This window comes from Lysinibacillus canaveralius, assembly GCF_047301505.1.
Lineage (GTDB): Bacteria > Bacillota > Bacilli > Bacillales_A > Planococcaceae > Lysinibacillus_B.
Map to the genome: position 1 here is coordinate 192,775 of NZ_CP154840.1, position 22,527 is coordinate 215,301.

Annotated in this window: 22 protein-coding genes, 16 tRNA genes, 2 rRNA genes and 1 other RNA gene; 32 read left to right on the forward strand and 9 right to left on the reverse strand. The window is 41.8% G+C overall.

Going from position 1 to position 22,527, the window contains the following annotated elements; translation table 11 throughout:
• Position 1 precedes the first annotated feature (1 nt).
• From AA0Y26_RS01005 to AA0Y26_RS01100, 20 genes are all read left to right on the forward strand, one after another.
• Positions 2-2,930: ribosomal RNA gene (locus tag AA0Y26_RS01005) — 23S ribosomal RNA — on the forward strand.
• Positions 2,931-3,000: 70 nt separating this feature from the next.
• A 5S ribosomal RNA gene (gene rrf, locus AA0Y26_RS01010) occupies positions 3,001-3,116 on the forward strand.
• A gap of 11 nt (positions 3,117-3,127) precedes the next feature.
• Positions 3,128-3,203, forward strand: a tRNA-Val gene (locus tag AA0Y26_RS01015).
• Positions 3,204-3,212: 9 nt separating this feature from the next.
• Positions 3,213-3,285: transfer RNA gene (locus tag AA0Y26_RS01020), tRNA-Thr, on the forward strand.
• Between the two features lie 7 nt (positions 3,286-3,292).
• Positions 3,293-3,368: transfer RNA gene (locus tag AA0Y26_RS01025), tRNA-Lys, on the forward strand.
• Positions 3,369-3,380: 12 nt separating this feature from the next.
• Positions 3,381-3,462: transfer RNA gene (locus tag AA0Y26_RS01030), tRNA-Leu, on the forward strand.
• A gap of 44 nt (positions 3,463-3,506) precedes the next feature.
• Positions 3,507-3,581 (forward strand) — tRNA-Gly (locus tag AA0Y26_RS01035).
• A gap of 4 nt (positions 3,582-3,585) precedes the next feature.
• Positions 3,586-3,674: transfer RNA gene (locus AA0Y26_RS01040), tRNA-Leu, on the forward strand.
• Positions 3,675-3,688: 14 nt separating this feature from the next.
• A tRNA-Arg gene (locus tag AA0Y26_RS01045) sits at positions 3,689-3,765 on the forward strand.
• An 8-nt stretch (positions 3,766-3,773) separates the two neighbouring features.
• Positions 3,774-3,850: transfer RNA gene (locus AA0Y26_RS01050), tRNA-Pro, on the forward strand.
• Between the two features lie 26 nt (positions 3,851-3,876).
• Positions 3,877-3,952: transfer RNA gene (locus AA0Y26_RS01055), tRNA-Ala, on the forward strand.
• An 11-nt stretch (positions 3,953-3,963) separates the two neighbouring features.
• Positions 3,964-4,056: transfer RNA gene (locus tag AA0Y26_RS01060), tRNA-Ser, on the forward strand.
• 54 nt (positions 4,057-4,110) lie between these two features.
• Positions 4,111-4,185: transfer RNA gene (locus AA0Y26_RS01065), tRNA-Met, on the forward strand.
• A 3-nt stretch (positions 4,186-4,188) separates the two neighbouring features.
• Positions 4,189-4,264 (forward strand) — tRNA-Asp (locus AA0Y26_RS01070).
• An 11-nt stretch (positions 4,265-4,275) separates the two neighbouring features.
• Positions 4,276-4,351 (forward strand) — tRNA-Phe (locus tag AA0Y26_RS01075).
• A gap of 35 nt (positions 4,352-4,386) precedes the next feature.
• A tRNA-Ile gene (locus AA0Y26_RS01080) sits at positions 4,387-4,463 on the forward strand.
• A gap of 13 nt (positions 4,464-4,476) precedes the next feature.
• Positions 4,477-4,551 (forward strand) — tRNA-Asn (locus AA0Y26_RS01085).
• Position 4,552: 1 nt separating this feature from the next.
• Positions 4,553-4,624: transfer RNA gene (locus tag AA0Y26_RS01090), tRNA-Glu, on the forward strand.
• Positions 4,625-5,511: 887 nt separating this feature from the next.
• On the forward strand, positions 5,512-5,799 hold the full coding sequence (locus tag AA0Y26_RS01095) for a hypothetical protein (protein WP_413364441.1): 288 nt from the start codon (positions 5,512-5,514) through the stop codon (positions 5,797-5,799).
• Positions 5,763-6,278, forward strand: coding sequence for a hypothetical protein (locus AA0Y26_RS01100; RefSeq protein WP_413364442.1), 516 nt, complete (start codon positions 5,763-5,765; stop codon positions 6,276-6,278). The genes AA0Y26_RS01095 and AA0Y26_RS01100 overlap by 37 nt, the downstream gene beginning before the upstream one ends.
• A 327-nt stretch (positions 6,279-6,605) precedes the next feature.
• Here AA0Y26_RS01100 and ssrS read toward each other — a convergent pair.
• From ssrS to AA0Y26_RS01130, 6 genes are all read right to left on the reverse strand, one after another.
• Positions 6,606-6,794: non-coding RNA, 6S RNA (gene ssrS, locus AA0Y26_RS01105), on the reverse strand.
• Between the two features lie 164 nt (positions 6,795-6,958).
• A complete protein-coding gene (locus AA0Y26_RS01110; RefSeq protein ID WP_413364443.1) occupies positions 6,959-7,660 on the reverse strand; it encodes a hypothetical protein in 702 nt (233 codons plus the stop codon).
• Positions 7,657-8,250: a zf-HC2 domain-containing protein gene (locus AA0Y26_RS01115; RefSeq protein ID WP_413364444.1), complete on the reverse strand. Its 594-nt coding sequence runs from the start codon at positions 8,248-8,250 to the stop codon at positions 7,657-7,659. The genes AA0Y26_RS01110 and AA0Y26_RS01115 overlap by 4 nt, the downstream gene beginning before the upstream one ends.
• Positions 8,243-8,773, reverse strand: a complete 531-nt coding sequence (locus tag AA0Y26_RS01120) for an RNA polymerase sigma factor (RefSeq protein WP_413364445.1) — start codon at positions 8,771-8,773, stop codon at positions 8,243-8,245. The genes AA0Y26_RS01115 and AA0Y26_RS01120 overlap by 8 nt, the downstream gene beginning before the upstream one ends.
• 155 nt (positions 8,774-8,928) lie before the next feature.
• The gene (locus AA0Y26_RS01125) at positions 8,929-9,567 is read right to left on the reverse strand and encodes a YfbR-like 5'-deoxynucleotidase (protein ID WP_413364446.1); all 639 of its coding nucleotides are present in this window, start codon (positions 9,565-9,567) and stop codon (positions 8,929-8,931) included.
• Positions 9,568-9,751: 184 nt separating this feature from the next.
• Positions 9,752-9,934 (reverse strand): putative motility protein, encoded by a 183-nt coding sequence (locus AA0Y26_RS01130; RefSeq protein ID WP_413364447.1) that lies wholly within the window; start codon positions 9,932-9,934, stop codon positions 9,752-9,754.
• Between the two features lie 348 nt (positions 9,935-10,282).
• Between AA0Y26_RS01130 and AA0Y26_RS01135 the strand changes: the two genes are divergently transcribed.
• The 11 genes from AA0Y26_RS01135 (at position 10,283) to AA0Y26_RS01185 (ending at position 18,608) form a co-directional block, all read left to right on the forward strand.
• Positions 10,283-11,026 carry a LysM peptidoglycan-binding domain-containing protein gene (locus AA0Y26_RS01135; RefSeq protein WP_413364448.1) on the forward strand — a complete coding sequence of 248 codons (744 nt, stop codon included), beginning with the start codon at positions 10,283-10,285 and terminating at the stop codon, positions 11,024-11,026.
• Between the two features lie 102 nt (positions 11,027-11,128).
• Positions 11,129-11,275: a hypothetical protein gene (locus AA0Y26_RS01140; RefSeq protein WP_413364449.1), complete on the forward strand. Its 147-nt coding sequence runs from the start codon at positions 11,129-11,131 to the stop codon at positions 11,273-11,275.
• Positions 11,276-11,511: 236 nt separating this feature from the next.
• Positions 11,512-12,240 carry an amino acid ABC transporter ATP-binding protein gene (locus AA0Y26_RS01145; protein ID WP_413364450.1) on the forward strand — a complete coding sequence of 243 codons (729 nt, stop codon included), beginning with the start codon at positions 11,512-11,514 and terminating at the stop codon, positions 12,238-12,240.
• A 24-nt stretch (positions 12,241-12,264) separates the two neighbouring features.
• Positions 12,265-13,089: a transporter substrate-binding domain-containing protein gene (locus AA0Y26_RS01150; protein WP_413364451.1), complete on the forward strand. Its 825-nt coding sequence runs from the start codon at positions 12,265-12,267 to the stop codon at positions 13,087-13,089.
• Between the two features lie 160 nt (positions 13,090-13,249).
• On the forward strand, positions 13,250-13,903 hold the full coding sequence (locus tag AA0Y26_RS01155; protein ID WP_413364452.1) for an amino acid ABC transporter permease: 654 nt from the start codon (positions 13,250-13,252) through the stop codon (positions 13,901-13,903).
• Positions 13,904-13,916: 13 nt separating this feature from the next.
• Complete coding sequence (locus tag AA0Y26_RS01160) at positions 13,917-14,567, forward strand: amino acid ABC transporter permease (protein ID WP_413364453.1); 651 nt, start codon at positions 13,917-13,919, stop codon at positions 14,565-14,567.
• A gap of 309 nt (positions 14,568-14,876) precedes the next feature.
• Entirely contained in the window at positions 14,877-15,167 is a 291-nt protein-coding gene (locus tag AA0Y26_RS01165; protein WP_413364454.1) for a hypothetical protein, read from the forward strand.
• A gap of 119 nt (positions 15,168-15,286) precedes the next feature.
• Positions 15,287-15,436: a hypothetical protein gene (locus AA0Y26_RS01170; RefSeq protein ID WP_413364455.1), complete on the forward strand. Its 150-nt coding sequence runs from the start codon at positions 15,287-15,289 to the stop codon at positions 15,434-15,436.
• A 297-nt stretch (positions 15,437-15,733) separates the two neighbouring features.
• A complete protein-coding gene (locus AA0Y26_RS01175; protein WP_413367996.1) occupies positions 15,734-16,855 on the forward strand; it encodes an amidohydrolase in 1,122 nt (373 codons plus the stop codon).
• The gene (locus AA0Y26_RS01180) at positions 16,852-17,967 is read left to right on the forward strand and encodes a mandelate racemase/muconate lactonizing enzyme family protein (protein ID WP_413364456.1); all 1,116 of its coding nucleotides are present in this window, start codon (positions 16,852-16,854) and stop codon (positions 17,965-17,967) included. The genes AA0Y26_RS01175 and AA0Y26_RS01180 overlap by 4 nt, the downstream gene beginning before the upstream one ends.
• A complete protein-coding gene (locus tag AA0Y26_RS01185; protein ID WP_413364457.1) occupies positions 17,967-18,608 on the forward strand; it encodes a GNAT family N-acetyltransferase in 642 nt (213 codons plus the stop codon). Before AA0Y26_RS01180 ends, AA0Y26_RS01185 begins: the two co-directional genes overlap by 1 nt.
• 72 nt (positions 18,609-18,680) lie before the next feature.
• On the opposite strand, the gene AA0Y26_RS01190 is transcribed toward AA0Y26_RS01185, so the two are convergent.
• The gene (locus AA0Y26_RS01190; RefSeq protein ID WP_413367998.1) at positions 18,681-19,391 is read right to left on the reverse strand and encodes a Fe-S oxidoreductase; all 711 of its coding nucleotides are present in this window, start codon (positions 19,389-19,391) and stop codon (positions 18,681-18,683) included.
• Positions 19,392-19,467: 76 nt separating this feature from the next.
• Between AA0Y26_RS01190 and AA0Y26_RS01195 the strand changes: the two genes are divergently transcribed.
• Entirely contained in the window at positions 19,468-19,944 is a 477-nt protein-coding gene (locus tag AA0Y26_RS01195) for a DUF4395 domain-containing protein (protein ID WP_413364458.1), read from the forward strand.
• 289 nt (positions 19,945-20,233) lie between these two features.
• Here AA0Y26_RS01195 and AA0Y26_RS01200 read toward each other — a convergent pair whose 3' ends face one another.
• The gene (locus tag AA0Y26_RS01200; RefSeq protein ID WP_413364459.1) at positions 20,234-21,187 is read right to left on the reverse strand and encodes a multidrug resistance efflux transporter family protein; all 954 of its coding nucleotides are present in this window, start codon (positions 21,185-21,187) and stop codon (positions 20,234-20,236) included.
• Positions 21,188-21,297: 110 nt separating this feature from the next.
• Positions 21,298-22,521, reverse strand: a complete 1,224-nt coding sequence (gene pepT / locus AA0Y26_RS01205; protein ID WP_413364460.1) for a peptidase T — start codon at positions 22,519-22,521, stop codon at positions 21,298-21,300.
• Positions 22,522-22,527 lie beyond the last annotated feature (6 nt).

Here is a 22,527-nt window from a genome sequence, read left to right on the forward strand (position 1 = left end):
TGGTTAAGTTAATAAGGGCGCACGGTGGATGCCTTGGCACTAGGAGTCGATGAAGGACGGCACTAACACCGATATGCCTCGGGGAGCTGTAAGTAAGCTTTGATCCGGGGATTTCCGAATGGGGGAACCCACTGCGTTTAATCGCGCAGTACTTTCGCGTGAATTCATAGCGCGTTAGAGACAGACCCAGGGAACTGAAACATCTAAGTACCTGGAGGAAGAGAAAGAAAATTCGATTCCCTGAGTAGCGGCGAGCGAAACGGGAAGAGCCCAAACCAAGAGGCTTGCCTCTTGGGGTTGTAGGACACTCTATACGGAGTTACAAAGGAATGATTTAGGCGAAGCGACTTGGAAAGGTCCGCCAGAGCAGGTAAAAGCCCTGTAGCCAAAAAGTCATTCCCTCCAGAGTGGATCCTGAGTACGGCGGAACACGTGAAATTCCGTCGGAATCCGGGAGGACCATCTCCCAAGGCTAAATACTACCTAGTGACCGATAGTGAACCAGTACCGTGAGGGAAAGGTGAAAAGCACCCCGGGAGGGGAGTGAAAGAGAACCTGAAACCGTGTGCCTACAAGTAGTTAGAGCCCGTTAATGGGTGATAGCGTGCCTTTTGTAGAATGAACCGGCGAGTTACGATTACGTGCGAGGTTAAGTTGAGAAAACGGAGCCGCAGCGAAAGCGAGTCTGAATAGGGCGAAATAGTACGTGGTCGTAGACCCGAAACCAGGTGATCTACCCATGTCCAGGGTGAAGGTGAGGTAACACTTACTGGAGGCCCGAACCCACGCACGTTGAAAAGTGCGGGGATGAGGTGTGGGTAGCGGAGAAATTCCAATCGAACTTGGAGATAGCTGGTTCTCTCCGAAATAGCTTTAGGGCTAGCCTCGTGATTGAGAATACCGGAGGTAGAGCACTGTTTGGACTAGGGGGGCATCTCGCTTTACCGAATTCAGACAAACTCCGAATGCCGGATATTTATACACGGGAGTCAGACTGCGAGTGATAAGATCCGTAGTCAAAAGGGAAACAGCCCAGACCACCAGCTAAGGTCCCAAAGTAATCGTTAAGTGGAAAAGGATGTGGCGTTGCTTAGACAACCAGGATGTTGGCTTAGAAGCAGCCATCATTTAAAGAGTGCGTAATAGCTCACTGGTCGAGTGACGCTGCGCCGAAAATGTATCGGGGCTAAACGATTCACCGAAGCTGTGGATTGACATCTTTGATGTCAGTGGTAGGAGAGCGTTCTAACTGCGTTGAAGTCAGACCGGAAGGACTGGTGGAGCGGTTAGAAGTGAGAATGCCGGTATGAGTAGCGAAAGACGGGTGAGAATCCCGTCCACCGTATGACTAAGGTTTCCTGAGGAAGGCTCGTCCGCTCAGGGTTAGTCGGGACCTAAGCCGAGGCCGACAGGCGTAGGCGATGGACAACAGGTTGATATTCCTGTACTACCTCCCCACCGTTTGAGAAATGGGGGGACGCAGTAGGGTAGGGTAAGCAGAGCGTTGGTTGTCTCTGTTCAAGCAGTAAGGCGTGTGTGTAGGCAAATCCGCACACTGTAACGTTGAGCTGTGATGACGAGTCCGTATGGACGAAGTTCCTGATCTCACACTGCCAAGAAAAGCCTCTATCGAGGTGGGAGGTACCCGTACCGCAAACCGACACAGGTAGTCGAGGAGAGAATCCTAAGGTGTGCGAGAGAACTCTCGTTAAGGAACTCGGCAAAATGACCCCGTAACTTCGGGAGAAGGGGTGCTCTGGTAGGGTGAAAGCCCGAGAGAGCCGCAGTGAATAGGCCCAGGCGACTGTTTAGCAAAAACACAGGTCTCTGCAAAACCGTAAGGTGACGTATAGGGGCTGACGCCTGCCCGGTGCTGGAAGGTTAAGAGGAGCGGTTAGCGCAAGCGAAGCTGTGAATTGAAGCCCCAGTAAACGGCGGCCGTAACTATAACGGTCCTAAGGTAGCGAAATTCCTTGTCGGGTAAGTTCCGACCCGCACGAAAGGCGTAACGATCTGGGCACTGTCTCAACGAGAGACTCGGTGAAATTATAGTACCTGTGAAGATGCAGGTTACCCGCGACAGGACGGAAAGACCCCGTGGAGCTTTACTGTAGTTTGATATTGAATTTTGGTACAACTTGTACAGGATAGGTAGGAGCCAGAGAGCCCGGAGCGCCAGCTTCGGAGGAGGCGTCGGTGGGATACTACCCTGGTTGTATTGAAATTCTAACCCATGCCCCTTATCGGGGCAGGAGACAGTGTCAGACGGACAGTTTGACTGGGGCGGTCGCCTCCTAAAAGGTAACGGAGGCGCCCAAAGGTTCCCTCAGAATGGTTGGAAATCATTCGTAGAGTGTAAAGGCACAAGGGAGCTTGACTGCGAGACCTACAAGTCGAGCAGGGTCGAAAGACGGGCTTAGTGATCCGGTGGTTCCGCATGGAAGGGCCATCGCTCAACGGATAAAAGCTACCCCGGGGATAACAGGCTTATCTCCCCCAAGAGTCCACATCGACGGGGAGGTTTGGCACCTCGATGTCGGCTCATCGCATCCTGGGGCTGTAGTCGGTCCCAAGGGTTGGGCTGTTCGCCCATTAAAGCGGTACGCGAGCTGGGTTCAGAACGTCGTGAGACAGTTCGGTCCCTATCCGTCGTGGGCGTAGGAAATTTGAGAGGAGCTGTCCTTAGTACGAGAGGACCGGGATGGACATACCGCTGGTGTACCAGTTGTTCTGCCAAGGGCATCGCTGGGTAGCTATGTATGGACGGGATAAGTGCTGAAAGCATCTAAGCATGAAGCCCCCCTCAAGATGAGATTTCCCATTACGCAAGTAAGTAAGACCCCTGAAAGACGATCAGGTAGATAGGTTCGAGGTGGAAGTATGGCGACATATGGAGCTGACGAATACTAATCGGTCGAGGACTTAACCAAATTTTGTGTGCTGTACAATGAAACGTTTATCCAGTTTTGAAGGAATAAGTTTCTTCAACTACATAATATGTGAAGTGATGATGGCAGAGAGGTCACACCCGTTCCCATACCGAACACGGAAGTTAAGCTCTCTAGCGCCGATGGTAGTTGGGGGCTTCCCCCTGCGAGAGTAGGACATCGCTTCGCTTATTTTTTTTGGAGGATTAGCTCAGCTGGGAGAGCACCTGCCTTACAAGCAGGGGGTCGGCGGTTCGAGCCCGTCATCCTCCACCATCTCAAAATGCCGGTGTAGCTCAGTTGGTAGAGCAACTGACTTGTAATCAGTAGGTCGTGGGTTCGACTCCTATCGCCGGCATCATTTTGAGCCATTAGCTCAGTTGGTAGAGCATCTGACTTTTAATCAGAGGGTCGAAGGTTCGAGTCCTTCATGGCTCACCATTTTTATAATATGCGGGTGTGGCGGAACTGGCAGACGCACTAGACTTAGGATCTAGCGCCGCAAGGCGTGGGGGTTCGACTCCCTTCACCCGCATCTTTTAACTTCATATACTGTCAGAATAAAAAGCAACGCATATTGCGGAAGTAGTTCAGTGGTAGAACACCACCTTGCCAAGGTGGGGGTCGCGAGTTCGAACCTCGTCTTCCGCTCCAATATGCCGGGGTGGCGGAACTGGCAGACGCACAGGACTTAAAATCCTGCGGTGGGTGACCACCGTGCCGGTTCGATTCCGGCCCTCGGCACCATTTTTATGATTTTAGCGCCCGTAGCTCAATTGGATAGAGCGTCTGACTACGGATCAGAAGGTTATGGGTTCGACTCCTGTCGGGCGCGCCAAAAAATTACGGGAAGTAGCTCAGCTTGGTAGAGCACTTGGTTTGGGACCAAGGGGTCGCAGGTTCGAATCCTGTCTTCCCGACCATCCAAATTTCTATGAATAAACAACATGGGGCCTTAGCTCAGCTGGGAGAGCGCCTGCCTTGCACGCAGGAGGTCAGCGGTTCGATCCCGCTAGGCTCCACCAACCATATAAACGGAGGAATACCCAAGTCCGGCTGAAGGGATCGGTCTTGAAAACCGACAGGCGGGTTAAACCGCGCGGGGGTTCGAATCCCTCTTCCTCCGCCATTTTTGAAATAGAAATGGTGCATTACAGACTTCAGCAAACTTGAATAAAATTATCGCGGGGTGGAGCAGTGGTAGCTCGTCGGGCTCATAACCCGAAGGTCGTTGGTTCAAATCCGGCCCCCGCAACCAAATGGTCCCGTGGTGTAGCGGTTAACATGCCTGCCTGTCACGCAGGAGATCGCCGGTTCGATCCCGGTCGGGACCGCCATTTTTGATAAAGGGTCAGTAGCTCAGTTGGTAGAGCATTAGATTGAAGCTCTAAGTGTCGGCGGTTCGATTCCGTCCTGACCCACCATCAGAAAATACATAAGAAAGTAATTTTAAAGTAGGGGGCCTATAGCTCAGCTGGTTAGAGCGCACGCCTGATAAGCGTGAGGTCGATGGTTCGAGTCCATTTAGGCCCACCATATATAATATTATTCCGAAGTAGCTCAGTGGTAGAGCAACCGGCTGTTAACCGGTTGGTCGTAGGTTCGAGTCCTACCTTCGGAGCCATGGCCCGTTGGTCAAGTGGTTAAGACACCGCCCTTTCACGGCGGTAACACGGGTTCGAATCCCGTACGGGTCATCCTAAAGTATGCAGCGATAAGCTGCATACTTTTTTATTTGCAAATTTTTATCACTATTAAATGGGATATATGAAGAGTTTGCCTGGTAAAGTTTATCGTTAGAAAATAACTGATTATAAAGAATAGAGTGCCTTATTATTGCTCAAATACATTAGCGTAATAACCTACTAAAAATTTAATAATAAAAAGCCTCCTAAAGAATTAAACTGCATCCGAATTGTTAGATACAATCAAACAATTTGGGTGCAGTTTTTCTATAGGAAAGTTTACTACTGAACATGGATTACAAGCAGCAGCTCCTTGGTATCTAAATGGGAATGAAAGCTCTTATAATACACCGAAATTCCTTGTAACAGAGCACAATATAATACGAAGATAAACCATTTTAAAACTAATGGTGTAAATGCTTTTTCTTAAACAATATACGAGCTATAGGTTACAGGTTAAAGTGGCCGTACTAAATTATCTAACTGAATATAGTATATCTAGTGTTGAAACAGCGGCTATTTTCACTACTACAAGTGTTTCAAATATAAGACCTGGAAAAAACGTTTAGTGTAAATGGAATAGATGCTCTTCAATCAAAGGGAAAGAGTCATATATCGATAAGAAAAAGTTCAGCCAACCCCCATTCCAGAAGGCTCTATAGAAGCGCTTGATGAGCGTATTAGACAGTTTATAAGTGAAAAAGGGTTTTAGTCTAGAATTTATTAACTGCACTGTATGCGGCCTGTATGACAGAGAGGGAAAATTATGTTAGGGTAAACACTCTAATTCTGCCGGATTTCTTATATCATTATATTTTAATTGGTAGAATGTGGATTATATTAGTGTATCCCACTAAGAAGGTATATTTTCTACTATAAAACTGATTAGGAAGATAATAATGAAAAAGCTTTTTATTATGTTACTAGCAGCGTTTGTATTAGCTGTAATAAATCCAGTAAAATCGGAAGCGAAAGTGATGCATGACGGGTCGGAAGTTGTAAAAGGGCAAACAGGAAAAATGACTTTCAAAAAAGACATCAAGGTATACAAGAGAAATCCAAATGGTACGTTTGATTCGTTAGTGGTGAAGCGAAACAATTTCTTTAGAACGTATGATATTGAAAATATGATGGCAAAGTATTCTACCAGATGGGACAGTACCGTGTACAAGCAACAGATTTGGTAGTTTTCAAAGAAGTACCGATAAAAATTCGTTCATCCTTTTATCAAAATCCAACTTATATTAATATTAACCGTGACAGTATTTACGGTAAGGGTCAATATGGTTACGGATGGTACTTCGGATCAGACTTTTTCGGGGATAGTTATTTCAAGGATACAAACAATGGACAGCTGCTCAGGACCTGTGATGCCAGTAACGACGGCTCTTATGAAAGGTGCATTCAATATTCTGTTACAGATCTTAAAATCGCTGAGAGAATATCAAGCGAAAGATTTATACGTTATGAGTTAACAAAAGATACTGATGGGAAAAGCACCCCGTTAGATGGAGCTAAATCTATAATAATGCATGAAAAGGAAACCTTTTTTTCATCGCTAGGTATTGAAGTGAATGGTTATCTGTATGTAAGCTCAGAAGGAAGTAACGCCCTCAATAATTGGCTCCCGGTGAATTTATTAAAGCTAATTAAGGATAACTTATAGATTAGGAACCATATAGCCTTCTTAATGAATAACTAGTAAGAGGGCTGCTTTATTTGTTTGGTTTGTTGACGTATAGCCAGGGTGTTTAACAATATATTGAATAAAGCTTTGTTTATTAGCGTGAGCGGATAGAGAATATGTTACCAGCGGCAGCTGCTATATATTACAGATAGATAAACTCTCTAGTGGAAATGAGATGACTTATTTTCTATTAGTGAGGATGAGCTTGAATTTTACTCCCGGCAGCTATTTACGGCAATAAAAAAACACCCAGACCATATTTGGACTGGGTGTCTATAAAATATTGCTACATATGCTTTCTTAATGGCAAAAGCCACGATGCCGCGACATTATAGAAAGTTTTAAACCACACTTCTCAAAGTGGGTGTTCGCATAAGCTTTCCTGTTTATCCCGAGGTCAAAGGAGCTCGGGCTCGCCATTTCAGCTTGGATATAAAACTCCCTGTTACTGTATAAAGGTTAAAACTTAATATTACACGTACAACGTAGCTTCATTTATTATTGTATGATAAACATTAAAATTATGCAAGTAAGGGGCATTCGAGAAATTTGTCAAATAAAATGATAGGAATTTAGCATGAAGAATATTGGTTAAATTGCTTTCCTTTGTATAATGATTATATAGATATAATTTCTGTTTTCTTCCGGTTGGAAAGAAGCTACTCAGCTGCCCAGACATTTTCAATCGTAATATCTTCATCGTATTCAATTGTGATCTTATAAGCTATTTCCGATCCGTTTGTTGTTTCAGACAGCGTATTTTCAATGTACAGCTCTTTATAAAGAACTTCATCGAGTTCATTTATTACAGTTTTGACGTATTGAAAAAATTCCTTCTTTGATGTAAAAGGCTTCTCTGTATATACATGAATGTCTGCGTTCACAGGTAATTCGAGTTTTGGTTTCCACTCAGCGCTGCGATCTACATAGCCTAGCGGTACCTGCACGTAATAATATACTTCACTATCTAGCTTTGCTTCCGTCAGCAATTTCTGTACATAGGTTGTTCCTGCTTCAGAAAAAGTACTGCTCATTTCTACATCCTCGGAGTCATAACGAAGGGAATGATAGATGATTTCGTCCGGCTTCAAGCCTTTCCCAATCTCAATGGAATAATTGTATACTTGGTCATTCTTTTCATTCACAATATAGTGAAAAGAATAGCTTTGATCTTTAAAGTTATAGCCGCTGTCCTTAATGGAATAGTTTTGCTCTGGATAGTATTTTTCCAAATAATCCGATGCATAATTTTTCGCAACCGCTTTAGAAATAGGGTTTCCATTAAAACTTATATAGAAAAATAAAATATAGCCTGTAATAGCGAGGGCGATGATTAGATAAACCCACTTTTTCAATGTCATAAGGACTCCTCCTTTTCTGTAATCTTCATCGTTAGCAGGGCAACGACAGCACCAAGTGCAGCAAATAGGGTATGAATAATGCCCATTAAAAGACTGCTGCCGAGAAGCATACCAAATAAGCCGGCGACAGAATCGTGGTTTTCTAAAGCCTGTGTGTACCATTGATGATAGGAGCCATAAGAAGCAATTGTATCATAAATTGACCAGATAATTATCGGTATCATTGAGATGAGAATTGTAAATATCCAGCTGCGGTAAAAATAAAATGTACTGAAGCCGAGGATAAAATAACTTAAAATAAATTGAAAGCTGTCGGCGAATATGGATGTACTCATTGCAAAGGCAAATGATAAGAGTACAAACAACAGCTGATAGATGGCAAGCTTTGAACGTACGTTCTTCATCATGGCTGCAGCCGTTTTTTTCGGCTTTATGGGCGCTGCTGGGAAAGCAGCAAGTGTCTCATTTGCCCGTGAACGGCATGATTCGCATGTGGAAAGATGGGTTTCTATCCAATCAACGGTCTCTTTATGTAATAAATCTTCTTCATAGAGTGGAAGCAAATCTTCGACAATACGGCAATCATTCATTCAGATCCCTCATTTCCTTTTGTAATTTATTTTTTAGACGATGAAAGGCGACTCTTGTATAATTTTCACTTTTGCCTGTCAGCTCGCCAATCTCCTTAAATGATAAATCACCATAAATTCTCAGCAGGATGATCTCACTTAGATGAGGGTCTAGCTTTCCAATCTTCATCAGAAGGCTCTGTATATCTTCCTTCAGTTCGATTTGCTGCTCGGGTGTAAGACTAGCTGTAATAGGCTCAATTTCTAATTTTTCAACCAATGCCTTCTCATATTTTTTAGATCGATAATGCTTCTTTAAAAGATTGCGGGCAATGGCAAACATCCATGTAGATAGGGTCGATTGACCGTTGAAACGGTGCAGGCTCTTACTTGCTTCATAAAAGACATCCTGAGTGAGATCCTCGGCCAATGCTGTATTGGCTGTTTTTAAATAGAAAAATGTGAACAGCTTTGGATGGATGTCTCGATATATCTGCTCCAGCTCTTCCATGATGCTGCCATCCTCCTTTTTCTGTCCTTTCAAATCATTAGTACCATCTTAATCCATTTCGTTACATGTATGTGAAAAAAATAAAAGAGTGCTGCTCTATTACATCTAAGCAGCAATCTTTAAAGAAGAAAGTTAATTTTTCACAGTAAAAAAAGCCTTCCATTCTAACTGGAAAACTTTACGAGCAGTTATTTGTTTTTTAAAATTTCTTCCGTTAAGGTCACAATATCAATCTGTGTATCCTCAGCCACTGCATCTTTCAAAATTTCATGGCGAAAGTATTTGACACTGTTTGGAAGAGGCAGATCAAGTAATTTTGCTAAAGCCTGCTGATACATAATAACAAATTCCTTGTCCGTATTACCGCGCTTCAATTCGGCAAATGCTTCATAGAATTGGTCGAGTTTGTCGGCAAATTCGAGAAGGCGTCCTTCCAGTGTATTATCTTTTCCTTCTTTCATCCGGTCAAAAAAGACTTCTTGGAATTCAGGTGGAATCTCTTCTGCAATGAAATTCTCCATCATTTTCTCCTCGACGACCGTCAGCATTTCTTTTAATTTGGGACTTGCATGTTTAACAGGGGTTTTAATGTCACCAATGAAAACTTCCGCAAAATCATGATTAATTGTTTTTTCATAGAGTGACTTCCAATTCACCACCGCTCCATGCATTTCTTCAATCGTAGCAAAGAACATAGCATACTGGGAAACCTTCCATGAGTGGGCAGCCACATTATGTTCCTCAAATTTAAAACGGCCTGGTGCCCGGATAATCCGCTCTAGGTCATTTAAGCTTGTAAAAAATGTATGAATACCGATAATAATCACTCCTTTAACTGCATCGTACTATATTTATTCCCCAATTCGCGTAGAATTTACACGGTTTTAAAAAAGATTAATAGGCGCTCAATAATTTCTTCTTTTGCCTATCCGAATAAGGTGTAAGCGCCAAATAGGAGAAGTGGAAAATGAAGGGATAATACCCCGCTAAATAAAGCGGAGTATCATTTTACTATGCTTGGATATCGATGATCTGGCCCTTGTATGGATGAGCAGCGGGCTGCTGTGCTGACATATCCTCGAGCATTTCAACTGCTCCGGCCGCACCCATATTTAAAGATTTGTCCAGTATACCCATTTGAAGTGTCTGCTGTAATTGGGCTACCTGAGCCGACAGATGTGAGTTAATCTCCATGAATTCGCCTCCTTTATATATATATCGGTCTCATTAGTCTCTAGTTCATTTCATTAAACATTACAATTTGTTGTTATTTACGCGCCTTCTGTTAATACCTTGTAATAGAAATTACCAGTTCAAAAAAATGCCAGAGCGGAGGAATCAAGGTTTCAAGATGAAAATCCTTAAATTTCTATTGAATATTTGGTAAATAGTGGACACTATACGAAATATGAATGTAATGCTAGTAACGTGTTGTCGTTATAAAGCTGCAATCTTCCTACTGTAAAGTTAGTTTCAGAGTTTGCGAGTGACCCCCCGAAAGAATGGGGCGCAAAAATTTAACTGAACAGAGCAATGGAGGAAATGAAAGCTATGAAGAAAACGTTCTTAACATTAGCAACAGCATTTACGGTAAGCGCAGGTGCATACGCAGCAAATACTGAAGCAGCTACGCACACTGTTCAATCCGGGGAATCACTTTGGTCAATTTCACAACAATATAATACATCCGTTGATGAGTTGAAGACGTTGAATCATTTGAATTCCAATCTTATTATCCAAAATCAGCAACTAGAAGTTTCGGGCGAGGGGAATTCAACTTCAAAAAATGGCATTCACATCGTTCAACCTGGAGATACATTATTTAAAATTAGCAGGGCATACAACGTAACGGTCGATCAATTGTTGGCCTGGAACAATATATCAACACCTAATTTGATTTATGCTGGTGATACAATTACGATATCGGCAGGAGCGGCACCCTCACAGCCAAAACCTGAAGTACAACAGGGGACACAAGATGTAGCTGGCGAGGCGATCCAAACAATGACAATGACGGCTACAGCCTATACAGCGTACTGTGATGGCTGTTCAGGCGTTACAGCGAATGGAACAGACCTACGTGCGAACCCGAACGCGAAGGTCATCGCAGTTGATCCAAGTGTCATTCCATTAGGTACAAGAGTATGGGTTGAAGGCTACGGTGAAGCAGTCGCAGCTGATACAGGAAGCGCTATTAAAGGCAATACAATTGATGTATTCATCCCATCTAAAGAAGGGGCGCTTGCCTGGGGCCGTAAATCAGTGAAAGTTACAATTCTAAAATAATAAGATAGATTGAGACCTTACGAGAATTTCTTCTCGTAAGGTTTTTATTATTTTTTGAAAGAAAGCAATATCAGTAATAAAGAAATAAAAGGTGGAAATATAATGATTGGGAAATCAACAGAAGCTTTCCCCGTTCTTATCTTAGTTACAGGGCTTGAAAATTGTGTTTTTACGCTATTTATTAACAAAAAATTATCATTTTATTTTTTCGAAAAATGTAATAAAATAGCACAAAAGTATTTGTTGTAGTACAATGGAAATTAAATATTTTCAATTTTAAACAAATTATTAATATATTAATTTTTCAATCTATTATATTATTTAGTATTATTAGAGATTTAAAGCGCTTAAAGCAGATAAAATATATTTGAAAATTATAAAAATATTGAATAGGATAATAGTTTAGTTATATAATAGGTTTTGTGTTTGTTATTTCCAAAATTGTATTGGTACAGATATAGAAATTATGTTAGGGGTTTGATGCAATGATTCGCTTTGAAAATGTAAACAAGCATTATGGAGATTTTCATGTTCTGCAAAATATTAACTTGGATATCAAAAAAGGTGAAGTAGTAGTAATTATAGGGCCATCTGGTTCGGGTAAGAGCACTTTGCTTCGTTGTATCAATCGGTTAGAAACGATTTCTGAAGGAGTGCTTGCTGTTAATGATATAGAAGTGAACAGCAAGAAGACGGATATTAATGAGTTACGTAAAAATATCGGAATGGTATTCCAGCATTTTTATCTGTATCCGCATAAGACAGTTTTGGAAAATATTATGCTGGCACCTATAAAAGTTTTGGGGAAAACAAAGGAAGAAGCTAAAAAGACAGCTTTATACTATTTGGAAAAAGTAGGTATACCAGATAAGGCGGATTCCTACCCTTCACAGTTATCAGGTGGACAGCAGCAGCGTGTGGCAATCGCACGAGGCCTGGCTATGAGTCCGGAAGTCATGCTGTTTGATGAGCCGACATCTGCCCTGGATCCTGAAATGATCGGGGAAGTGCTGGATGTTATGAAAAATTTAGCTCGTGAAGGGATGACGATGGTTGTTGTCACACACGAAATGGGCTTTGCGCGTGAGGTGGCAGACCGTGTTATCTTCATCGACAAAGGCCAAATTCTGGAGGATGCTAATCCGGAAGAATTCTTCACAGCGCCAAAAGAGGAACGTGCGAAGCTATTCTTAAGTCGGATTTTCAATCATTAATTTACGAAAAAGGGGGACATAAACATGTTGAAAAAGAAAAATTGGTTCATGCTTATGCTGGTTGCAGCTCTAACATTTGTGCTTGCTGCATGCGGCAGTGATGACAGTGAAGGTACTTCAGGTTCAGATGGTGACTCATCAGCATCTGCATTGGAAAAGGTGAAAGAAAATGACAAGATTGTATGGGGTGTAAAGAACGATACAAAATTATTCGGTCTAAAAAATCCATCGACTGGTGAAGTGGAAGGTCTGGATATCGATATTGCAAAAGAAATCACAGCAATTATTCTAGGGGATGCTTCAAAAGTGGAGTTCAAGGAAGTAACATCAAAAACACGTATTCCAATGCTTAATAACGGAGAAATTGATGCAATTATTGCAACAATGACAATTTCTGAAGAACGTAGTAAAGAAGTTGACTTCTCTGATGTCTACTTTGAAGCGGGTCAATCACTTTTAGTCAAGAAGGGTAGCCCAATTAAAAGTATCGAGGATTTAGATGCATCTACAAAAGTCATTGCAGTAAAAGGATCAACTTCAGCTCAAAATATCCGTGAAAAAGCACCGGATGCACAGGTCCTGGAATTTGAAAACTATGCAGAAGCGTTTACAGCATTGAAAGCGGGCCAAGGGGACACATTAACGACAGATGACTCAATTTTATATGGTATGGCTTCTGAAGATAACAACTATGAATTAGTTGGTGGGCAGTTCACTGAAGAGCCATATGGTATTGCGATGAAAAAAGGCAGCGATGATCTTGTCCAGGCAATAAACGATGCGCTTGCTGAATTAAAAGAAAATGGTAAGTATGATGAAATCTACGAAAAGTGGATTAACGTAGAATAATGGCAGTAGACGGGCAGACAGAGATTTTTCTTAAACTGTCAAAAAGTTTAAGAGGGTGTCTGCCTGTTTTTTCAAATAGGATGACAGGTGCATTTTCGTGATTGGCGGGATCGATGCACTTATTCTAAATTATTTTGGTTAGTTAATGGAGTGATAATGAATGCTTGATTTTACGATTCTTTCAGAGAACATGGATATGTTTTTAGAAGGTTTCAAAACTACATTGTTTGTAAGTTTTCTAGCACTTGTAGGTAGCTTTGTTCTTGGGACGATTTTGGCAATATTCCGTATTGCTCCGATTAAACCATTAAACTGGATTGGTGCGGTATATGTCGAATTTGTCCGGAATATCCCGCTGCTTATTATCCTGTTTTTCATTTTTACAGGATTGCCGGTATTCGAGGTTCGATTGAGTGGATTTGTTGCGGGTACGCTCGCTTTAACAATTTATACGGCAGCTTTTATTGCAGAAGCCATTCGTGCAGGTATTATGTCTGTACCAAAAGGACAAACAGAGGCAGCACGGTCATCAGGGTTAAACTATATTCAAACAATGTGGTACGTTATTTTGCCGCAAGCGATTAAAATTGTTATTCCGCCATTAGGAAACCAATTTATTAACTTGGTGAAGAACTCATCGATTTTAACAATTGTCGCTGCAGGTGAGTTGATGTATCAGGGTGACTTGATTTCTTCCCGTACATTTGTAACGTTCGATGTTTATATTTTTGTCGCGGTGTTTTATTTAATCATCACAATTCCTTTAAGCTTAGGTGTGAATTATTTGGAAAAACACCTTGCGAGAAGTAATTAAGGGGGTTATGTGAATGGATTTTATTGGAGCATATAGCCCAGATCATTTAATTTTCTTATTGAAGGGTTTTTGGGTAACAATCAAAATTGCTGCCATCTCTATTTTCTTCAGTTTCATTATTGGCGGTTTAATTGGTACATTGCGATATGCAAAAGTACCCGTTGTCTCGCAAGTTCTTGCTATATTGGTAGAGTTGATCCGTAACTTGCCGCTGCTGCTGATTATTTTCTTTGTATATTTTGCATTACCGGAAATCGGTATCAAATTCAGCATCGAGTGGTCGGCAATCATCGCTCTTACAGTCTTTGAATCAGCAATGGTCTCAGAAATCATCCGAAGTGGTTTGAACTCGGTACATAAGGGTCAGATTGAAGCGGGGCGTTCATCAGGGTTATCATACATTCAGACTTTATGGCATATCGTATTGCCGCAAGGTTTGCGTCGTATGGTGCCGCCTTTAGTTAGTCAGTTTATTTCACTATTGAAAGATACGTCGCTTGCAGTTGTCATTGCATTACCTGAACTCATGCACCACGCACAAGTAATCAATGCTCAAAGTATTAAATATATAGTACCGATTTTCTTATTGGTATCAGTGATGTACTTCGTTGTAAACTATGCTTTATCGATTCTGGCAAAACGTTTGGAATTGAAGGTGCAATAAAGATTGAGGCTCCTCCTTTGTGGAGGAGTTTTATTTGTTTCCATTACGATCGGTTCTGGAGTTATTAGCTACTGGTCCCGTAAACTCCTATGGTTTGGACGTCTTATTTTAATTACTGCCGTTTCTTACTAGGGTCATACATTTTGGATATTAAAGAGCGGGTTGTCTTCGGTATCATGTTTGTAATTCAGATTATTGGCGATAAAAAAGGTAAAGGGCCAAAAATGGCTCCTTCCTTAAAAACAGCCGGCTTATGTATTTGCATAAGCCAGCTGTTTTTGTTTAGATGGAGTAAAAGGAGGTTGACTTATGGATATTATTATTGCCTGTAATAAACAGCTCCCTATACGCTACTATCCAAACGAGGGTGTGTGGATTAGGAGAGGTACTCATTTCTCTGATCGCCGGCTTCCTTTTTTTGTAGAGATAGAAGTGGTCCATCAAGTCCAATGTCTTCATGACTATATTGCTGAAATTGAAAGCCAATATAAAACATTTGAACTGGAGGTCATTGTAAGGAATAAAGACTTTAAAAGCGCTGTAGAAGCGTTATTGTCCTATGGTTCTCTTGAGGAAGGGCGAATTTATATAGCGAAATAATATCAAGAAGAGATATGTTTAATACTTGTTATGCATAAGGTGAATAAAGGACTTGCATAAGAGGAAATTCCCTTGTATAGTTTAATTATTAGAAAATTCTAACTATAGGGGTGCAAGACATGACTGATTTATTGCTGTCACGCTTTGAAACATATTTGCTCGATGAGGAATTGGAAATGGAAACTGTGACTTCAGAAATGGAAGAGCAACAGGAATATTTGCCACAAGAACCACCACAATATCCACAAGGCTTCTTTTCAAGCTTGTAAGGGTCGGCGCTAGCCGGCTTTTTTTATTTGGAGAATACGTTTTAAAGAAGTGAGAAGGAATGCTGCTGTTTATTTTAAGAATACAAATTAATTGCGAAACCTGTAGCTCTTTCACATTATCTATAGGTGGCAGGTATGTTATGGATCAAGGTCGTTCGTATGTTGTAGTTGAGCGACGTGGATGCAATTCGTCCGTGGTTAGGACTTTTTATAAGGGAATAGGCAAGTTGCGCTAAACTTTCAAAAATAGTTATGTATAATATAGAAAGTGAATTCAAAAAATTCGAGGTGCTAATAATGAAGCAAGTAGCGGCAGAGACGGATATAATTTTAGAATGGTTTGAACATTTCCATACTCACCCTGAAGTAAGTTGGAAGGAATTTAATACAACGAAGAAGATTGCTACCATCCTTGATGAAATGAATGTTCCTTACCGAATGTTCGATGATGTGACAGGACTTGTTGCGGAAATTGGATCAGGAGAAGAAGTAATCGCAGTACGGGCGGATATTGATGCCTTATGGCAGGAAGTAAATGGTGTAATGCAGGCAAACCACTCTTGTGGACATGATGCGAATATTACGATGGTGTTAGGTGCTTTAAGGCGGTTGAAGGAAATGCAGCTAAAAAGTCGTGTACGTTTCATTTTCCAGCCTGCAGAGGAAACAGGAGGCGGTGCGCTTTCTATGATTAAGCGGGATGTGTTGAAAGATGTAACACATTTATATGGAGTACATTTGCGCCCCGCAGAGGAGCTTCCGCTTGGAAAAGTGGCGCCGGCTATTCATCATGGGGCCGCTGTGTTCCTAGAAGGAACTGTTCATGGGGTAGATGCGCACGGGGCTCGTCCACATCAGGGGAAGAATGCTATTGATGTGGTTTTTGCCATCCAGCAGATGATTCAAACACTTCATATTGACCCATCGGAAATTTGTTCTGCCAAGCTGACGAAAATTGTGGCGGATGGGGGCAGTGTGAACATTATCCCAGGAAAAGCTACCTTCTCTATAGATGTAAGAGCACAGAAAAATGAAGTGATTAAAGAACTGCAGAAACGTATAGAAAAAGGATTCGGTCATATTGCATCTATGTTTGATGTAGATATTCAATGGAAGTGGCTAGATTTAACACCGGGTGCAGAAGTGTCAGAGGAGGCAGCAAAAATAGCAGAGCTTTCTATTATCGAAGCATGCGGCTTGGATTATTTAGCGCCTGCAGTGATCACGCCGGGAAGTGATGATTTCCATTACTATACAGTTAAACAACCTGCCTTAAAGGCTACCATGATTGGTGTCGGAGCAAATTTGGTGCCGGGGCTGCACCACCCAAATATGACATTTAATAAAGACGCATTACAAATAGGAGTAGACGTGCTAACGGCTACATTAAAAAACGCAGCAAGAGGAAAAGCAGAATGAAAATTAAACAAGTAGAAATCTTTGCAATCGATTTACCATTAATTGAACCATTTATTGTAAGCTATGATACGTACCCTTCTATGCCGTCAATCATTGTAAAAATAACGACAGCATGCGGCCTTGTGGGCTGGGGAGAATCAGTACCTGATGACCATGTAACAGGTGAAACTTTTGAGGGCACATATGCTGTATTGAAGCATCGGCTTGGACCAAAGCTGATTGGGCAAAACCCGATGGAATTTGAAAAGATTCATGAGCTCATGGACAGCTTGGTGAAAAATGCACCTGCTGCAAAGGCAGCAATTGATATTGCATGCTTTGATGTAACTGGGAAAAAGCTGAATGTACCGGTCTACCAACTTATTGGCGGACGCTATCATGAGAAATTTCCGATTACTCATGTATTGAGTATCGGTGAACCGGAAAAAATGGCTGCCCAGGCAGCAGAAAAAGCAGCAGAAGGCTACCGCTCCTTTAAAATGAAGGTAGGCCGTGATGTAGCTAGCGATGTGGAGCGTATCCAGGCAGTACGTGCCTGTGTCGGTGAAGAAATCGCAATCCGAGTGGATGTGAATCAGGGATGGAAAAATAGCGGCAATACCCTTCAGGCATTAAGTCAGCTGCAGTCGGCGGGACTTGACTGGCTGGAGCAGCCGGTTATTGCGGATGATATCGATGCAATGGTCGAAATTAAATCAAAAACAACTGTACCTGTTATGATTGATGAGGGCCTTTGCGGAATGCGTGATATGCGGGAAATTATCGCAAAAAGAGCAGCTGATAAAGTAAATATTAAGCTGATGAAATGTGGAGGAATTTACCGAGCAGTACAACTGGCTGCTATGGCAGAAATGGCAGGAATGGAATGCCAAATCGGTTCCATGCTGGAATCTTCCATCGGCTCAGCAGCTGGGTTCCATGTAGCTTTTTCGAAAAAAGTCATGACAAGTGTCGAATTGACAGGACCGTTAAAATTCTCTAAGGATATCGGCAATTTGCGTGAGAGCTATCGTATTCCATTCATTGAACTTGGCACAGGGATAGGGTTAGGTGTAGAAATTGATGAGACAGCATTGATTGAGCTGACACAGTATTCGGATGTGGTATGTTAATGTTTACTCATCGATTATTGAAGAAACTAGACCTTGAGGCTGTTCAGATGCTCCAGCAGGATGTGTGCGCGGCGCTTGAAGATCCGGATATCCTGCAGCCGCTGAGTGAAGCAGAACTTGTACATATTCTGCGTGGTAACGGCGTAATACTCGGTGTTTTTGCAGAGGAACGGCTTGTAGCATTTCGCGCTCTGTTGAAGCCAGAAGCTGACGAGGAAGAGCACCTTGGCCGGGACGTGGGAGCAGTTGATCTTTCAAAAGTGCTTTATCAGGAAATTTCCAATGTTCATCCCCATTACAGGGGGCATGGTCTGCAAAAGCTGATGGCTGGCTGGATTATGAAGGAAGTAGATATAGCACATATCGACTGGGTCTGTGCGACAGTCATGCCGTATAACATCGCAAGCTTGAAAGATAAATTTGGGCAAGGAATGTATGTATATGCCCTGAAATTCAAATACGGTGGCAAGTTACGCTATGTATTCGGTAAGAATTTACATGTCTCTCGTCAATTTGGTGATGAGCAGGTAGCTGTATCGATGCAGGATACTGAAAGGCAGCAGCAGCTATTAGCAGAAGGCTTTGTTGGGACAGAGATGAAACCTGCCGGCGCTGATTGGGCTGTAGTATATAAAAGATAAAAATAGAGCGATTCTCGACTTGAGAGAATCGCTTTTTTGTAAAGAAAAAAGACACTTGAATTTTACTAAATATTATTTGACCGGACAGAAACCGCATGCCATAAGGCCGGGAACATCTTTTGAAAAACAGCAGCTTTTCCGTACAGGGACATTGATGAGCTGTGAAGGGTTCAACCCACCTGTATATGACTTGAACAAGGACTTCTGTGAGAAAGTACTCCACACTTTTTCACTTTCTAAGATTTCCAGGTCTTCGAAAGCTCGATCTGCAAGTGCGGGATTTTCAAGCAATGTATGATAATGCCACAACATATAGCCAAAAATATTTTCCCACAGTGTTAAGGGAGAAATCGTTGTTGTTTTTCTTAATTGCTGAATGATTTCATAGCATTGCTTATAAAGAATATTTGTAATAACACGCTCTCGTTCGTCATCTTCTACATAGCGAAAATCGGTTGCCGTAATGAAAGTACCTAGTGTGCGCATGCCATATTCCTCTACTACTGCAAAACGAATATCCTTAAAATTACCATCCCATACTTCGTCATAAGCGGCCAGCATATAAAATTGCATTGCTACAAACATTCCATAACGACGTCCAAAATGAGAGACGGCAGCTGCTTCTGTCGCAGCGCCTGTAACTCCCATTAATAGATTACGGAAATCTGTCAGATAAAAATCCTTTTGTATATTTGCCAGCGTGAAGAGGGGTCTTGACGGCTCTTCTGTATAAATACTGTATGAATTTAATTGGCGTATTTGATCATAGGAAAGTGCAGGCATAATGATCACCTTTCAAAAATAGTTATATGTATAGTGTAACATTTCCTGCTATACAAAACGTAGTAAATGAATTAAAATGTATAAAACATATAAGGGAGGTTGGTTTTTAATGCCACAATTACCTGTATCCATTCCAAGACCTTTAGTAAGGACAAATCAGTGGGTAATTTTTTCATCTGTTGTCCTGACGTGGGTAACAGGACTATATGGAATTTTACTAATCCCGTTTATCGCTAACCTGCTTGGTTTCTTAATTGGCTTCAATCCTATTATGCGGGCAGCAAAGTTTTTCTTGAAAAAGAACAAGAAAGACTATGTTCCGGAGGATGCACAGCAGCAACGCTTTAATTCCATTATTGCTACAACTTTTTTAGGCGGAGGCTTTATAGGATTTGCTGCTGGTTTTCCTGTAGTCGGTTATGTATTCACCGTTATGGTGGCAGTTGCTTCATTTGTAGCTATTTTAGGCTTTTGTGTGGGATGTTTTATCCATTTTCAATGGAATCAACATATATACAGAAGAAAACAAAAACGCCTGCTGAAAGAAAATTAAAAAAACTATCAGAAAATGTATTGACGAAATAATTGATAACGATTATCATTATCATATAAAGAGTACCACTTGCAAAACAGTGCGAGTGTACTTGAACTTTAGCTGCTTTTCTCCAGGAGTGTGCTAGTTCATAAAAATGTTCTAAACCCCCCTCATTTTAGAACATTCACACCTTATGGCAGTTGCCATGATGATTTGTTTTCACCCTTTATTTTTAACGTTTCTCTTTATAGAAGAGAAACCCACTTACGCCAAAATCTTTCGATAAGATTTTGGCGCTTTTTGTTCTTTACGAAGATTCGATGTCTTCGAGATGCATTTTTTTTGCTACAAGCATCGTATGATAGCTATGCATCACCATCCCTGCAATGATTACTCCTACACCAGCTAATGCAATGGATGATGGCAGTGCAATCCCGAGCAGAAGCATTTCACCAGCCATGACAAATAGTACTTCTGTCGACTGGGTTGCTTCAACAGCAGCGAGCTTTCCTTGATCGGTACGAGCACGATCTGTGGCAATAAAAAATAATGTTGTAGCAATGACACCTGAACTTACAGCCACTAGCAGGCACTGGAATACTTGCGAGCCTGTCGGTAACCCGACTGTTAGAAGGGCCCAGATTGCCATGATAATCCAGGCAGGCATAGAGGCAATTGTCATACCTAGCACACGCTGGAATGTATCAAGACGTCCATTACATACCTCCATCATTTTTCTGTTCCCAAGGGGGTAGGCAAATGCTGCTACTATGACCGGCAATACCCCTAAAAGAATAGTTTGTAGAGAGGCTGTATTTGCCTGTGGAATTTGTATAAGCAGTATACCAATTAATATAACAGCAGAAATAGCTAAAGAAATAAGCGGAATTTTATGCCGCACTCCTGTACTTGTCAGGAATAGGGGAGCAAGCAGAACACCTGCTACGATCGTAAATTGCCATGTCCCTGAAACGAGCCAGCCTGGACCAAATGCAGCAGCAAATGTAAGAGGGGCATAGAACAGGACAAAGCCTACAAAGCTCCAGCCGAGCCAAGGAATTGGTGCCTGCCTTACTTCCTCAGCCAAAGGCCTGAATCCTCCGCGCATCCAAACAATTGCGATTAAAAACGGCAGCATAAAAAAGTAGCGCAGTGAGGCACTCCAAAGCCAGCTTCCTCCCTCAAGTTCCATAGAATGATTAAAGATAAAGGTAAAGCCAAAAAAGAATGCGGCAAGTATACCGATAGCGATTTCTTTCACTTGTTGCACCTTCCCTCTGAAAATTCAGTCAAATCGATAGAATATAAAAGCGAAGTGTCAAAACACTTCGCTTAAACACGTATTATAAACTTTTCATTGAAAATTTCAACCTATTTTTGTTCAAATAGTTTGACAATTTCCAAAATTACTTCTGCAGCCTTTTCCATTGTTTCGCCCGACACATATTCGAACTTTCCGTGCATATTTTCTCCACCTGCAAAAATATTCGGTGTTGGCAATCCCATGAAGGAAAGCTGGGAGCCGTCTGTACCTCCGCGAATAGGTTCAACTATTGGGGTGATGCCAAGCTTATGCATTGCCTCTTTAGCGATATCTACAATTTCCATAACAGGTTCAATTTTTTCACCCATATTATAATATTGGTCTTCAATTTCAACCTTGATTGCCTGCTCGCCATACGCCGCTTTAATTTGTTTTTCGGCTTCTAGCATATGTGCTTTTTTCGCTTCGAACTTTTCGCGGTCATGATCACGGATGATATAGGATAATTCAGCTTTTTCAATACGGCCATTGAAGCTCATCAAGTGAATGAAACCTTCATATCCTTCTGTTTTCTCAGGTACTGCATCCTGCGGCATCAGGTTCTGGAATTTAACCGCCATTGTTGTAGCATTTACCATTTTATCTTTTGCAGAGCCCGGGTGCACGCTAGTGCCATAAGTCGTTACTTTTACACCTGCAGCATTGAAGCTTTCGAATTGAAGTTCACCTAGCGGCCCGCCGTCCATTGTATAAGCATAGTCAGCATTAAATGCCTCTACGTCAAATTTATGAGGTCCACGCCCGATTTCTTCATCTGGTGTAAAGGCAACGCGAATTTTACCGTGTTTGATTTCTGGATGTTGAACTAAATATTCCATTGCTGTCATGATTTCAGCGATACCCGCCTTATCATCAGCTCCAAGTAAAGTTGTTCCATCTGTTGTAATTAAAGTTTGTCCCACATAGTTCTTTAAATTTGGAAAATATTCTACTGACATTGTCAGCTCTTCATTTAGCTGTATGTCTTTGCCGTCGTAATTATTGATACGCTGCGGATTAACATTTGTCCCGGTAAAATCAGAAGTCGTATCAACATGGGCTAAGAAACCAAGTGTCGGTACAGGTTTATCTGTATTAGCAGGAAGTGTCGCAAATAGATAGCCGTTTTCATCCAATGTGATTTCTGTCAGGCCAATATCAGCCAGCTCTTCTTTTAGCACATGAAGCAAGTCAAACTGCTTTTGTGTAGAAGGTGTTGTTGTACTGCCTGCATCTGATTGTGTATCAATTTTAGCGTAGCGAATTAAACGTTCAATACATTTTTCTTTCATGAATTG

Excerpts from the sequence above, each read along its gene's own strand:
- AA0Y26_RS01115 (WP_413364444.1), bottom strand. The coding sequence starts at position 8,250 with ATGAATGATTGCCGTATTGTCGAAGATTTGCTTCCACTCTATGAAGAA.
- AA0Y26_RS01190 (WP_413367998.1), bottom strand. The coding sequence starts at position 19,391 with ATGCCTGCACTTTCCTATGATCAAATACGCCAATTAAATTCATACAGT.
- AA0Y26_RS01195 (WP_413364458.1), top strand. The coding sequence starts at position 19,468 with ATGTATAAAACATATAAGGGAGGTTGGTTTTTAATGCCACAATTACCT.
- AA0Y26_RS01170 (WP_413364455.1), top strand. The coding sequence starts at position 15,287 with ATGACTGATTTATTGCTGTCACGCTTTGAAACATATTTGCTCGATGAG.
- AA0Y26_RS01110 (WP_413364443.1), bottom strand. The coding sequence starts at position 7,660 with ATGACATTGAAAAAGTGGGTTTATCTAATCATCGCCCTCGCTATTACA.
- AA0Y26_RS01165 (WP_413364454.1), top strand. The coding sequence starts at position 14,877 with ATGGATATTATTATTGCCTGTAATAAACAGCTCCCTATACGCTACTAT.
- AA0Y26_RS01100 (WP_413364442.1), top strand. The coding sequence starts at position 5,763 with ATGGGACAGTACCGTGTACAAGCAACAGATTTGGTAGTTTTCAAAGAA.
- AA0Y26_RS01185 (WP_413364457.1), top strand. The coding sequence starts at position 17,967 with ATGTTTACTCATCGATTATTGAAGAAACTAGACCTTGAGGCTGTTCAG.
- AA0Y26_RS01180 (WP_413364456.1), top strand. The coding sequence starts at position 16,852 with ATGAAAATTAAACAAGTAGAAATCTTTGCAATCGATTTACCATTAATT.
- AA0Y26_RS01145 (WP_413364450.1), top strand. The coding sequence starts at position 11,512 with ATGATTCGCTTTGAAAATGTAAACAAGCATTATGGAGATTTTCATGTT.
- AA0Y26_RS01160 (WP_413364453.1), top strand. The coding sequence starts at position 13,917 with ATGGATTTTATTGGAGCATATAGCCCAGATCATTTAATTTTCTTATTG.
- pepT (WP_413364460.1), bottom strand. The coding sequence starts at position 22,521 with ATGAAAGAAAAATGTATTGAACGTTTAATTCGCTACGCTAAAATTGAT.
- AA0Y26_RS01155 (WP_413364452.1), top strand. The coding sequence starts at position 13,250 with ATGCTTGATTTTACGATTCTTTCAGAGAACATGGATATGTTTTTAGAA.
- AA0Y26_RS01150 (WP_413364451.1), top strand. The coding sequence starts at position 12,265 with ATGTTGAAAAAGAAAAATTGGTTCATGCTTATGCTGGTTGCAGCTCTA.
- AA0Y26_RS01135 (WP_413364448.1), top strand. The coding sequence starts at position 10,283 with ATGAAAGCTATGAAGAAAACGTTCTTAACATTAGCAACAGCATTTACG.
- AA0Y26_RS01140 (WP_413364449.1), top strand. The coding sequence starts at position 11,129 with ATGATTGGGAAATCAACAGAAGCTTTCCCCGTTCTTATCTTAGTTACA.
- AA0Y26_RS01130 (WP_413364447.1), bottom strand. The coding sequence starts at position 9,934 with ATGGAGATTAACTCACATCTGTCGGCTCAGGTAGCCCAATTACAGCAG.
- AA0Y26_RS01175 (WP_413367996.1), top strand. The coding sequence starts at position 15,734 with ATGAAGCAAGTAGCGGCAGAGACGGATATAATTTTAGAATGGTTTGAA.
- AA0Y26_RS01095 (WP_413364441.1), top strand. The coding sequence starts at position 5,512 with ATGAAAAAGCTTTTTATTATGTTACTAGCAGCGTTTGTATTAGCTGTA.